Below are 12398 nucleotides of genomic sequence, written 5' to 3' on the forward strand. Positions count from 1 at the left end.
CAGGGCGGGGCGTGGGCCTAGGCCGAAATCCTGATGCCAGGAGTGTCCGGTCGTTGAGAGCATGACACCCATGCTCGAAGCCGCCGGCACCCCTGCCCCCACCCACACCTCCCGCCCTGCCGCGCCTCCCGCCTGGCTGGTGGTGGCGCTCGCCTGCGCCGGGCAGTTCCTGGTCGTCCTCGACGTGTCCGTCGTGAACGTGGCGCTGCCGTCGATGCGGGCCGATCTGGGGCTGAGCGCGCAGGGTCTGCAGTGGGTGGTGAACGCGTACGCGATCGCCTTCGCGGGGTTCATGCTGCTCGGCGGACGGGCCGGGGACCTGTACGGCCGTAAGCGGATGTTCCTCGTGGGGCTCGGCCTGTTCACGCTGGCCTCGCTGGCCGGCGGGCTGGCCCAGCAGGACTGGCAGCTGTTGGTGGCGCGGGCCGTGCAGGGGCTGGGCGCGGCGGTGCTGGCACCGTCGACGCTGACGATCGTGACGGCGGCGGTGCCGGAGGGGGCCGCGCGGGCCCGGGCCATAGCGACGTGGACCGCCGTCGGCGCGGGCGGCGGTGCGGCCGGCGGGCTCGTCGGCGGAGCGCTGGTGGACGTGCTGTCGTGGCGCTGGGTGCTGCTGATCAACGTGCCGGTGGGGGTGCTGGTGCTGGCCGGTGCGGTGCGCTGGCTGGCGGAGAGCCGGAACCGCGACGGGCGGCGACTGGACCTGCCGGGCGCGGTGCTGGTGACCGCCGGCCTCGGCACGCTGGCGTACGGCATCTCGCAGACGGAGGCGTCCGGCTGGGCGGCGGCCGCCACGGTCGTACCACTGCTCTCCGGTCTCGCTCTGATCGGCGTCTTCCTCGTCGTCGAGTCGCGTACGGCGGCTCCGCTGATGCCGCTCGGACTGCTCCGGCTGCGGGCGGTGTCGTCGGCGAACGTGGCGATGTTCCTGTCCGGCTCGGCGATGTTCTGCATGTGGTTCTTCATGACGCTGTACGCCCAGAACGTCCTGCACTACACCCCACTGGAGGCCGGCCTGGCCCTGGTGCCGAGCTCGCTGTCGGTGATCGTGGGCTCCAAGCTGGCGCCGCGGCTGATGCGGGCGGTCGGCGCACGCAACGTGGCCGTGCTGGGCACGCTCGTCGCGGCCGTCGGCTTCGGCTGGCAGTCGACGCTGAGCGTGGCGGGCGGGTACGTGACCTCGATCATGGTGCCGGGCGTCCTGATGATGCTGGGCGCGGGCCTGGGCATCACGCCGCTCGCGGCGCTGGCGACGTCCGGGGCGCGGCCGGGCGAGGCCGGGCTGGTGTCGGGGCTGGTCAACACCTCCCGCACGATGGGCGGTTCGCTGGGGCTCGCGGTGATGTCCACGATCGCGGCGGCGCGGTCGGCGGGGAGCGGGAAGCCGGGGTTGGCGGCGGAGACGCCGCAGGCACTGACCGAGGGGTACGCGCTGGTGTTCCGTACGTCGGCGGTGGTGCTGCTGGTGGGGGCGGCGCTGATGCTGGTGTGGCTGCCGAGGAAGGGCTCCGCGGCCTGAGGCGGAAGAAACCTCTGCGCTTGAGGCAACGGTCCGGGCGGTCCATGGACTCCTTTGAATATCAAGGAGGTGCCCATGGGGGATCGCAAGGCGGCTCGGGACTCGGAGTTCCAGAGCTTTGTCATCGGCCGCTGGCCGCGGCTGATGCGGACGGCATTTCTCCTCACGGGGGAGCAGCACGCCGCGGAGGATCTGGTCCAGTCGACGCTCGAACAGGTCTATGTGGCCTGGCGCAGAGTCGGTTCGGCCGATGACCCGGAGGCCTATGTCCGGCGCGTGATGATCAACGCGCACGCACGTAAACACCGAAAACGGCTCAGGGAGTTCCTCGCACCGAAGGACGACTCCGGCCTGCTGCGCGAGGTACCGGACACCGGCGACCGCATCGCCCAGGCCGAGGACCGGGGCGCCCTGCTGCCGGCGCTGGCCCAACTGCCGCCACGGCAGCGGGAGGCGGTGGTCCTGCGGTACTGGGAGGACCTGACCGAGACACAGACGGCGGAGGCGATGGGCTGTTCCGTCGGCGCGGTGAAGAGCAACGCGGCCAAGGGGATCGCGAAACTCCGCGCCATACCGGGACTGGCCGAGATGGTGACGCAGGGAGGGCGGAGTCGATGAGCGCGGACCGGGAGACGAACCACGGCATGACCAGCCACGACATGACCAACACGGACATCGCCCTCCTGCTGGCCGACGCCGCGGACGAGGTCGAGATCGGCATAGCCCCCTACCAGGCGGTGATGCGCGGCGGACGGCGGCGCAGAGCACGGCGGTGGGCGGTGACCGCGGCGACAGCTCTGGTGCTGGCCGGGGCGACCGGTGGCCTTGCGGTGGCCGGGCTGCAGGGAAGGGACGGACGGCCGACGCCACCGGCGGCCACACAGTCGCCGACGGAGGAGCAGCGAGACCTTTACACAGCCCAGCGGACCACCCTGGCGACCGGAGTGGACCACGGCAAGGAGTGGGCCGTCGTCATCGACGTGTGGCCGGCGCCGCGCGACGAGGCGGAGGCGGCGGGCCAATGGGCGGCGATGGGTCACTACTCGTATGGTGAGCGGCCCGCGGACACGAAGCAGTCCTCCGATCTGGTCGGCAAGAGCTCGTTCTTCGTGTGGCGCAACGTTGGGGACCATGAGCAGTCGGTGACGATGCTGGGCACGTTCGCCGAGGGGGACACTCTGTCGGACAAGGACATCGAGCATGCCTCGCTCCCCCTGGACCCGAATGTCGTCGCCCCTCACCGCCTGGTCATCGGTCAGGTCGCCACGTCCGCCCAGCGTGTCAGCTGCACCTGGGCGGACGGCACGGCGACCGAGGTTCGCAGGGTGCCCAAGGGATACGACATCAACACCGACGAGCAGGTGATCCGCCCGGCGGATGGATCGCCGACGAACTGGTTCGTGTGCCTGGCGCCGGAGGGGACGGAGTACAAGTCGGCGGAGGTGACGAAGTAGAGGGCAGGTGAACAAAACCCGGTCGGCGTCGCGGAGAACGCCGCTCTGACGGCCGTGGGGCAGGCGCTCCCGGGATTTCGCCCACCCCTGTGGTGGCTGCCTCCAAGTCCATCGCCCCCACTCCGCACACGGCCGTCGACGGCGTCTGTCCGGGCCCCTCCTGCCCTCGCTGACCTGGGCGTTCAGGCAGCTCCGGCATACGATCGCCGCACCGGAAAGGGGGACCGGATGGACCGGCACATTCGCTCGGTGGACGATGTACTGCGGCTCCTGGACGGCATGTTCGGGCAGGAGGCGGACCGCTGGACAACCGGCGCCGCCGACTGGTGGGACGAGTTCTACACCGACCGCTCCAAGCCCGTGCCGTTCTTCGCGGACAAGCCCGACGAGAACCTGGTCTCCTACCTGGACCGCGGTCTCGTCACCGGCGGCCGAGCCCTCGACCTGGGCTGCGGCCCCGGCCGCAACGCCCTGTACCTCGCCGAGCGGGGCTTCGAGGTGGACGCGGTGGACCTGTCGCCGTCCGCCATGGCCTGGGCCGGGGAGCGGGCCCGCAAGGCGGGCGTGACGGTCAACTTCCGCTGCGGTGACGCCTTCAGGCTCGCCGGTACCGAACTCGCCGGCCCCTACGACCTGATCTACGACTCGGGCTGCTTCCACCACCTGCCCCCACACCGCCGCATCAGCTATCTGTCCCTGCTCGACCGATCCCTGGCCCCCGACGGCCACTTCGCCCTCGCCTGCTTCGTGGCCGGGGGCATGGGGTCGGAGCTCTCCGACGCCGAGTTCTACGGCTCCGCCCGTCTGCACGGCGGACTCGCCTACACCCCCGAGTCCCTGCGCCGGATCTTCTCGGACCTGACGGAGATCGAACTCCGGCGTATGCAGGATGAACCGACCGATTCACCGTGGTTCGGGGAAAGCTTTCTGTGGACGGCGTTGTTCCGCCGACAGTCGGTCTTGTAGTTGCTGAAGGGCCTCGGCAGAGCGGTCCGGGACGGCAGCATGGCGTGTTCGCGGGCGTATATGGATGCCGACCGGGGAAGAGGAAACGGTAGCGCGACTTCTGCTTGTGGTCATTGGTCTCAACAACCTTGATCGGCAGGAGTCGAGTCCTGTTTCTGGCCGAAGGGGGGAGCCAGTGGTCAGTCGCGTTCTTGTCACCGGCGCCGGTGGTTTCATCGGGGGTTATTTGACGAAAGCGCTCCTGGATCTTGGGCATGAGGTCAGGTGCGTCGACATCAAGCGACAGGAAAAGTGGTGGCAGTCATGGGACGCCGACAATCGCATCGGTGATCTCCGCGATCCGGAGTTGTGCCGCCTTCTGATGCGGGATGTGGACATGGTCTTCCATCTCGCTTCCGACATGGGCGGCATAGACTACATAAGCCGACACGATTTCAGCTGCGCGTCCTCGGCCGCGATGACCGTCAATTTGTTGCGTGCGGCGACCTATGCGCATGTGTCGACGTTCGTCTTCGCGTCCTCGGCCTGTATCTACCCCAGATCCCTTCAGGGCCCGGACGCGGAACCGCTGGTGGAGAGTCGTGTGCAGCCCGTGGATCCGGAAGGCGGATACGGGTGGGAGAAGCTCTTCTCGGAGCACCTGTGCAGCTATGCGGCCGGGCTGATCCCGAACATCAGGGTGGCGCGTCTGTTCAACGTCTATGGCCCGTACGGGGCATGGAACGACGGCAGGGAGAAGGCTCCTGCCGCGCTCTGCCGCAAGGTCGCGCTCGCCTCCTTACAGGGGCGCACCGGCATCTGCGTCAATGGGGACGGAACTCAGACCAGGAGCTTCCTCTACATCGACGACTGCGTCTCGGGCCTGCTGTCCCTGGCTCGCTCGGAATATGACGCGCCGGTAAACCTCGCCAGTCTGGAGTTGGTTTCCGTCGAGGATCTCGCACTCCTCGTGGGATCCGTCGCGGGAATTCAGATAGACCTTTCCTTCGACGTGACCGCGCCATCCGGTGTTCATTCGCGAGTTCCTGACACGGAGCGTGCTCTTGGCGAGTTAGGCTGGCGGGCGACCACTTCGCTGGAACACGGAATTCGACTGACGTACAAATGGGTAAACGAGCAGCTTCTCCAGGAGCTGGATTCAGATCCTGCTGGGTCTGCCGTAATCTTCGCCGAGTCTGAATGAGTGGTGCCACATGGATCTGTCATGGATCGACGCTGAACTTGGCAGGGCGTTGCACCGCTTCCGGAGTGCCGCACTGGAACCGGTGAAAGTCACCCGTGCCGGCCCCAACGTGCAGACCGACCTGGACCAGCGGACCGATGAGCTCCTCCGTAGAGCTCTCACATCAATCGCGGATGTTCCGATCATGTCGGAGGAGCGCCCCGAGGACTATTTCGGGCGCTCCGGTCACTGCTGGATCGTAGACCCGATCGACGGCACCCTCAACGCCGTTGCCGGCACCGATGACTTCGCCATTTCGGTTTCACTGGTCGATGCGGCGAACCTCAAGTCACTGGCAGGCGCCGTCTATCTTCCCAGGACGGGCGTCCTCTACAAAGCGGTCCAGCGCCGGGGAGCCTTCCGCAACGACAGGGTCCTCGCTGTGCAGGGCGACGAGTGGCAGCGGGTGAGGGAGAGTCAGAAGATTGTCTCCTTCGGCGTCCCCAAGAACGGTTCGGCGGTGGCCCGGCGTATGTCGGATGCGCTCTTCGAGCTGTATTCGGGTGGGTGGATCACCCGTCAGACCGGGGCGGCCTCGATCGATATCTGCCGGGTGGCCGGCGGATCGTGGTCCGCATTCTTTGAATACGGGCTGATGTACTGGGACTTCGCAGCTGCTTCCCTGGTCGCCGAGGAGGCCGGATGCTCGGTGTGTGCCATTCCCAGTACTTCCTACGGAGCCGACCAGATGCCGCTGGAGTACGATCTCATCGTCGCCCGGACACCGGAGATCCTCGATGAGATTGCGGCCGCCGTGGGTCTTTCCAGGACGCATGCGGCAGGCCGCGAATGATCGTTTTCAGCACCATCATGTCCGTCATAGGAGTGCTGCCCGTCATTGCCGCGGTGTGGTACTGGGTGCAGCGATTCGGCAGAGGCCGGCACATTCTGCAGTTCACCCGCGCGTCTCCGATCGACCTCGTCCTGACCACGTCGGCGGTGACCGAGGCCATTCACGGTGCTCCCGCCAGCCGTCCTCTCACGGGGTACGGTCAGGTGCGGGCGGTGGCGAGTTGTGCCGGGGTCCTGGCCTCGCTCTATCCCCGCAAGGACGTCTTCATCCATCTCAGCGGCTTCATTCGGAACCGGCTCGATCGAGACCTGGTCATCCTCGGAGGGCCGGCCAAGAACGAGGCTGCGCGCGCGATGCTGGAGGATCTGGCACTTCACCATGAGATGGCCGACTTCGTCTTCGACGACATCGACGACACGCTGCGGATAGATCTGCAGAACGGTCAGCCGTTCTCCGTCGAATCATTCACACCGGGCATCGTGAACGGTTATCCGGGCAGGGACTGCGGCCTCGTCATCGCCACATATCACCGCGGACAGGGCGGCAGATATCATCGGCGCATACTGTGCGCAGGATTCACCACCTACGGCACCTATGTGGCGGCTGAATACCTCTTCGGTGACCTGATCAAGATCTCGCTGCGGCGGCTTTCGACCATGGTGGGGAGCCGGCGCATCGGAAGCCGGTTCGCCTTTGTCTGTGTGGTGTCCGCCCGGTTCTCCCGAGGTGAGTGCATAGAGATACAGCCCATGTACATGGCGGAGTTGCGTCTGCGCGGGTGAGCGTTCACAGCCAACCCTGCCGCCGGGCCTCCCGCAGGGCCTCCATGTGGTTGCCGGCCCCGGTCTTGGCGGTGGCGGAGGTGAGGCAGGCGTGGACCGTTGGCTCGGGGAGGTTCAGACGGGTGGCGATGTCGACCGGTGCCGTGCCGTCGGCCGCCGCCTTGAGGACGTCGCACTCCTGGGGGCTCAGTGGATTGGGGGTGGCGTTGCGGGCCGTCGCGGCGAAGGCCGGGTCGATCACCGTCTCGCCGGTCAGGACCCGGCGGATCGAGGCCGCCAGCTCCTCCACGGGGGCGTCCTTCACCAGGAAACCGGCGGCGCCCGCGTCCATGGCACGGTGGAGGTGGCCGGGGCGGGCGTGGGTGGTCAGGAGCAGTACCCGGCAGTCGGGCGCCTGGTCGCGCAGCTCGGCCGCGGCGTCGAGGCCGCTCATGCCCGGGAGTTCGATGTCGAGGAGGGCGACGTCGGGGCGGTGCGTGAGGGCGGCGTCCACGATCGCGTCCCCGGCCGGCACCTGTGCCACGACCGAGATGTCCGGCTCCATCCCGAGCAGTAAGGCAAGCGCCCCGTGCGTCATGCCCTGGTCCCCGGCGAGCAGAACCCTGATGGACTTCGCGGGCCGGTGGTCCCGCGGCATTTCGTTCACGGGGCCAGCGTATGGGGAACCGGCCTGGCGAGAGCCAGGTGGCGCGGCCCCGGCGGGAACCGGTTTTCGAGCCGCGCCCCCGTCGCGATCACGTCGGCGCGACGGCGCTCGCGCGGAAGCCGCCGCCCCGATCCAGCGAACCGATCTGATGCGGCGTCAGGAGGCTTCACAAGTGTGGTGCCCTCGGCTATACAGAGGGCGCCGGACTGGAACGCGTTCTAGAACGGCCCGTGACGACCTCGGTGCGGCCGACGGTGCGGACGGCCGTACCGGGGTCTTGCGTCCGCCACTGCCAGGTACCTCGCCCCCACCCCGTACTCCACTCCGCCGCCCGTACCGCGCCCCGTACTCCGTCACCGTCAGGAGCCGTATGCCCATCGACGCAGCCAAGGCCCTCGCCGCCGAGCCACGCAGCGGTGAGATCTCCTGGGACTCCAGGGACGTCCAGCTCTACCACCTCGGCATCGGCGCCGGCGCGAATCCCGACAAGGGCAGCCCGGCCACCGACCCCGACGAACTGCGCTACACCCTGGAGTCCCGGCTGCACGTCCTGCCGAGCTTCGCCACCGTCGCGGGGGCCGGCTCGCCCGGAGTGATCAGCGGGCTGTCCATGCCCGGCATCGAGGTCGACCTCGCCCGCGTCCTGCACGGCGGCCAGAGCCTGGTGATCCACCGGCCCATCCCGGCGACGGGCACGGCCACCGCGGTCAACCGGCTCGCCGCCGTGTACGACAAGGGCAAGGCGGCCGTCCTCGTGCTGCGTACCGAAGTCGCCGACGACGAGGGCCCGTTGTGGACCAACGACGCCCAGATCTTCGTCCGCGGAGAAGGCGGCTGGGGCGGCGACCGAGGCCCCTCGGCCCGTCTCGAACCGCCGGTCGGCGAGCCCGCCCGCACCGTCGAGCGGCCCGTCCGCGAGGACCAGGCCCTCCTCTACCGCCTCTCCGGCGACTGGAACCCCCTGCACGCCGACCCGGAGTTCGCCAAGGTCGCCGGATTCGAACGGCCCATCCTGCACGGCCTGTGCACCTACGGCATCACGCTCAAGGCGGTCGTCGACACGCTGCTCGGCGGGGACGTGACCCGGGTGCGCTCGTACGTCACCCGGTTCGCCGGGGTCGTGTACCCGGGGGAGACCCTGCGCATCCGCATGTGGCCCGGCGAGGGCACGGTGCGGGTCGCCGTGAGCGCGGTCGAGCGGGAGGACGCGCCCGTCCTCGCCGACACCGTCGTCGAACACACCTGAGTCCAGCACGCCGTATCAGGCCAGCACGTCGTATGAGGGGAGTCCGCACCATGCGCGCAGCCGTACTGCACGAGACCGGCCAGGACAAGCTCGAAATGCTCGACGACGTCGAGGCGGTGGGCTTCGGTCCCGGCCGGGTGAGGGTCCGGGTGCGGGCGACCGGGCTGTGCCACTCGGACCTGTCCGCGATGGCGGGGGTGCTCCCGCAGCCGGCGCCGTTCGTGCCCGGTCACGAGGGCGCGGGCGAGATCCTCGAAGTCGGGGAAGGCGTACGGAACCTGAAGCCCGGCGACCGGGTCGTCGTCTGCTGGCTCCCCGCCTGCGGTGCCTGCCCCGCCTGCAAGCGCGGCCAGACCGAACTGTGCCTGGCCGGGTTCATGAACGCCGGCACCCCGAACTTCAAGCGCCCCGGCGGTGATGTCTTCGGCTTCGCCGGCACCGGCACCTTCGCCGAGGAGGTCGTCGTCGACGCCGGCTGCGCGGTGCCCATCCCCGACGACGTCCCCTTCGACATCGCCGCCCTCATCGGCTGCGGGGTGACGACCGGACTCGGCGCCGCCCTCAACACCGCCGATCTGGAGGCCGGTTCGTCGGTCGCCGTCATCGGCTGCGGGGGCGTGGGCATCTCCGCGATCCAGGGTGCCCGGCTCAAGGGCGCCGCCGAGATAGTCGCCGTCGACCCGGTCGCCTCGCGCCGCGAGTCCGCGCTCAGGTTCGGGGCCACCAAAGCCGTCTCGCCGGACGAACTGCCCGACGCCAAACAGCAGGTCACCGCGGGCGAGGGCTTCGACTATGTCTTCGAGGTCGTCGGCAGGTCGGCCACCGCCCGCACGGCGTACGAGAACACCCGCCGCGGCGGCACCCTCGTCATCGTGGGCGCGGGCGCCATGGACGACTTCCTCCAGCTCAACATGTTCGAGCTGTTCTTCGACGAGAAGCGGATCCTGCCGTCCATGTACGGCGGCGGCGACGTCCTGCGCTCCTACGAGCGGACGATCGCCCTCTGGCGCGCGGGCCGCATCGACCTGGCCGGCCTGATCACCCACCGGGTGCCGCTGAGCGAGATCAACGAGGCCCTGGACCAGATGCGCACGGGCACCGCGCTGCGTACGTGCATCGAGATCTGAACCCACCCGCTGCGAAGGGGCGTTGATGTCACTGCCACTCGAAGGCCTGTCCGCGATCGTCACCGGCGCCGGACGCGGTCTGGGCCGGGCCGAGGCACTGGAGCTCGGCCGGCTCGGCGCGGCCGTCGTCGTCAACGACTACGGACAGCCCGGCCGGGACGGCTCCGGCGAGGCCTCCACCGGCCCCGCCGAACAGGTCGCCGCCGAGATCCGCGCCGCGGGCGGCCGGGCACTCGCCCACACCGGGGACGTCGCCGACCACCAACAGGCCGCCGCACTGGTCGAGTTGGCTATCGGCGAGTACGGCAAGCTGGACATCCTGGTCAACAACGCGGGCATCCTGCGCGACCGCATGGTCTTCTCCATGACGGAGGAGGAGTGGGACTCGGTGATCCGGGTTCACCTCAAGGGCCACTTCAACACCACCCGCTTCGCCGCCGCGCACTGGCGGGAGCGGTCCAAGGCAGCGGGGGGACCGGTGTACGGGCGGATCGTGAACACCTCCTCCGAGGCGTTCCTCGCCGGTTCCGCCGGACAGCCCAACTACGCGGCGGCCAAGGGCGGAATCGTCGGGCTCACCACCTCCACCGCCCTCGCCCTCGCCAAATACGGCGTGACCGCCAACGTCATCTGCCCGCGCGCCCGCACCCGGATGACCGAGGACGTCTTCGCCGGCCTCGAACAGCCACCGGACAGCCTCGACCCGCTCGCCCCCGAGCATGTCGCCCCACTGGTCGGCTACCTGGCCTCCCCGGCCGCCGCCCGGATCAACGGCCAACTGCTCGTCGTCCACGGCGGCATGGTCGCCGTCGTCGAACGGCCGCGGGTCGCCGCCCAGTTCGACAGCAAGCAGGATGCCTTCACCTACGACGAGCTCGACGCGCTGCTCACCGCGCACTACGCGGAGCGGCCGTCGGGGGAGACCTTCGGGGCGGCCGAGGTGCTCGGCCTGAAACGAGGCTGGACCGGAGGGCATCGGGACGATTAGACGGCGGACGGCCAGACGGCGCGACGGCGAATCCGCCGGACACGGGAACGGCCCTGCTCCTCCAGGAGGAACAGGGCCGCATACCGTTGCTCGCGCGCGGCGTCAGGCTGCCTTCTCGGACTCCTCGACCTGCTTGCGGTGACGGCCGCGAGGGGCCGTCTCGCTGTCGTGGGCCGAGACCGGGCCCCGGTGCCTGCCGTGGCCGGCGGCCTCCTGGACGTCGGACGACGGCTGGGTCGTGCTGGCGTTGCTCATCGGTAAAGCTCACCCCGTCGACATGATCTTTCAAACAGCCGGGCGAGTTTAACCGGCGCCCTACCGGCCGAATCCAGGCGGCCACGCCAACCGGCACTACTTCGTTACAAGATTCCCCAACGGGGCTTGCTGCAACGGCACAGGGCGGGACACGACGGGATCCGGAGGCTCCGTTTCCGCCGGCTCGCCTGCCGACGATTCAGGTCTCGCATCCGGTTCCGGCACCTGTTCGGCCTCCGCCGAGGGCGCCTCCACCCGAGCAACCCCACACCGTACCTCCCGCGTGGCATAGGGCAGTTGAAGCACCCCGTCCCGAGTCCACAACCCCGCCCCCGTCAACCACCCCTCGGGCGCCGCGAGATGACGCACCTGCCGTTCGGCGGGCCGCCACACACCGACCCAGCTCCCCACCGGCCCGTCGATGCGCAGCGCGACCCCGCAGCTCTCCGGCGTCAGCACCTGCCCCGGCTGGATCGCGAACGGCGTCACCGCGCACTCCGGCATCCGCAGACACTCCGGGAAACGCACCGGCAGCGTGCTGCCCAGCACCCCCCAGCCCAACCGTTCCTGCCCGGGCGACGGCGCGTCCGAGCGGATCAGCAGCAGCCCGCTGTCCGGGTCGGCCAGCAGTACGCGGTCGTCGCTGGCGTCCGCGATCTGCAGCAACGGCGACACCTCGCCGCCCCGTGCCAGATCGACCACGACGGCCTTCGTACGGCCCCCCGACTCCCGGTCGAGGGCCAGCATCCGCCCGCCCCGGTCCAGCCACACCCCACCCGAGCAGCGACCGGGAACCTCCGCGACCTGCTCGGGCCCGAAGGCACCCCCCGCCACCTGCCACACCACGCTGGAGCGCCGACCCACCGCGAGGGCGTACGCCTCGTCGCCGCCCGGCGTCGGGGGCAGCATCCGCAGCCGGGTCCCCTCTTCCGGGCACTGGACCGCACCCAGCAGCAGCTCACCGGTGCCGGGTCCGGTCGGGTAGAGCAGCGAGAAGATGTGCCGTCCGTCGGTGCGGCGGCGGATGAGGACCCGCCCGTCGCCCATGGGCTGCACCTCGGTGCCGGGCTCCTCCGGCTGGTGGGCGGGGAGCGGCACGGCGTAGGGCTCGGGGCCGTCCAGGGTCCAGCGCTCCGGGAACCAGCAGTCGCCGGCCGGCGCGAGGCGGGCGGCGTAGGAGCCGTCCACCGTGATGGTGCATTCCGGTCGAGACGCGTCGCCGTCCTCGTGCTCCGCCGCGGGCTCGATCGCACAGGCCGTCATGGTCCGGTCACCTCCGGTTACGAAGCTAGTTTTCGCACGCACAGACGTGGGATCGGCGACGTTTCCCTTCACACAAAGGGGTGGCCGAGGAACGATTCGCCTGAGGAAATAGGGGTGTCTGTGCTGGGGCGGGCGCG

At 69.4% G+C, this 12398-nt stretch carries 13 protein-coding genes; 10 read left to right on the forward strand and 3 right to left on the reverse strand.

What is annotated here, in order from left to right; translation table 11 throughout:
- Positions 1 to 61 precede the first annotated feature (61 nt).
- From POF73_RS15350 to POF73_RS15380, 7 genes are all read left to right on the forward strand, one after another.
- On the forward strand, positions 62 to 1519 hold the full coding sequence (locus POF73_RS15350; protein WP_443049521.1) for an MFS transporter: 1458 nt from the start codon (positions 62 to 64) through the stop codon (positions 1517 to 1519).
- Between the two features lie 75 nt (positions 1520 to 1594).
- Complete coding sequence (locus POF73_RS15355; RefSeq protein WP_272115319.1) at positions 1595 to 2137, forward strand: SigE family RNA polymerase sigma factor; 543 nt, start codon at positions 1595 to 1597, stop codon at positions 2135 to 2137.
- Complete coding sequence (locus POF73_RS15360; RefSeq protein ID WP_272115320.1) at positions 2134 to 2973, forward strand: hypothetical protein; 840 nt, start codon at positions 2134 to 2136, stop codon at positions 2971 to 2973. The genes POF73_RS15355 and POF73_RS15360 overlap by 4 nt, the downstream gene beginning before the upstream one ends.
- Before the next feature lie 228 nt (positions 2974 to 3201).
- A complete protein-coding gene (locus POF73_RS15365; RefSeq protein ID WP_272115321.1) occupies positions 3202 to 3939 on the forward strand; it encodes a class I SAM-dependent methyltransferase in 738 nt (245 codons plus the stop codon).
- Positions 3940 to 4114: 175 nt separating this feature from the next.
- A complete protein-coding gene (locus POF73_RS15370; RefSeq protein ID WP_272115322.1) occupies positions 4115 to 5122 on the forward strand; it encodes an NAD-dependent epimerase/dehydratase family protein in 1008 nt (335 codons plus the stop codon).
- A 10-nt stretch (positions 5123 to 5132) separates the two neighbouring features.
- Entirely contained in the window at positions 5133 to 5954 is an 822-nt protein-coding gene (locus POF73_RS15375) for an inositol monophosphatase family protein (RefSeq protein WP_272115323.1), read from the forward strand.
- Positions 5951 to 6736, forward strand: coding sequence for a hypothetical protein (locus POF73_RS15380; RefSeq protein ID WP_272115324.1), 786 nt, complete (start codon positions 5951 to 5953; stop codon positions 6734 to 6736). Before POF73_RS15375 ends, POF73_RS15380 begins: the two co-directional genes overlap by 4 nt.
- Before the next feature lie 4 nt (positions 6737 to 6740).
- Here POF73_RS15380 and POF73_RS15385 read toward each other — a convergent pair whose 3' ends face one another.
- Entirely contained in the window at positions 6741 to 7373 is a 633-nt protein-coding gene (locus tag POF73_RS15385) for a response regulator transcription factor (RefSeq protein ID WP_272115403.1), read from the reverse strand.
- Between the two features lie 379 nt (positions 7374 to 7752).
- Between POF73_RS15385 and POF73_RS15390 the strand changes: the two genes are divergently transcribed.
- Genes POF73_RS15390 through POF73_RS15400 form a run of 3 tightly spaced genes read left to right on the forward strand, consistent with a single transcriptional unit; the run spans position 7753 to position 10743 of the window.
- Positions 7753 to 8628, forward strand: coding sequence for a MaoC/PaaZ C-terminal domain-containing protein (locus POF73_RS15390; protein ID WP_272115325.1), 876 nt, complete (start codon positions 7753 to 7755; stop codon positions 8626 to 8628).
- Positions 8629 to 8678: 50 nt separating this feature from the next.
- Complete coding sequence (locus tag POF73_RS15395) at positions 8679 to 9755, forward strand: Zn-dependent alcohol dehydrogenase (protein WP_272115326.1); 1077 nt, start codon at positions 8679 to 8681, stop codon at positions 9753 to 9755.
- Between the two features lie 25 nt (positions 9756 to 9780).
- Positions 9781 to 10743 (forward strand): 3-oxoacyl-ACP reductase, encoded by a 963-nt coding sequence (locus tag POF73_RS15400; RefSeq protein ID WP_272115327.1) that lies wholly within the window; start codon positions 9781 to 9783, stop codon positions 10741 to 10743.
- Between the two features lie 102 nt (positions 10744 to 10845).
- Here POF73_RS15400 and POF73_RS15405 read toward each other — a convergent pair whose 3' ends face one another.
- The gene (locus tag POF73_RS15405; protein WP_272115328.1) at positions 10846 to 10998 is read right to left on the reverse strand and encodes a hypothetical protein; all 153 of its coding nucleotides are present in this window, start codon (positions 10996 to 10998) and stop codon (positions 10846 to 10848) included.
- Between the two features lie 96 nt (positions 10999 to 11094).
- The gene (locus POF73_RS15410) at positions 11095 to 12261 is read right to left on the reverse strand and encodes a hypothetical protein (RefSeq protein WP_272115329.1); all 1167 of its coding nucleotides are present in this window, start codon (positions 12259 to 12261) and stop codon (positions 11095 to 11097) included.
- Positions 12262 to 12398 lie beyond the last annotated feature (137 nt).

This window comes from Streptomyces sp. HD, from assembly GCF_028369295.1.
Taxonomy (GTDB): Bacteria; Actinomycetota; Actinomycetes; order Streptomycetales; family Streptomycetaceae; genus Streptomyces.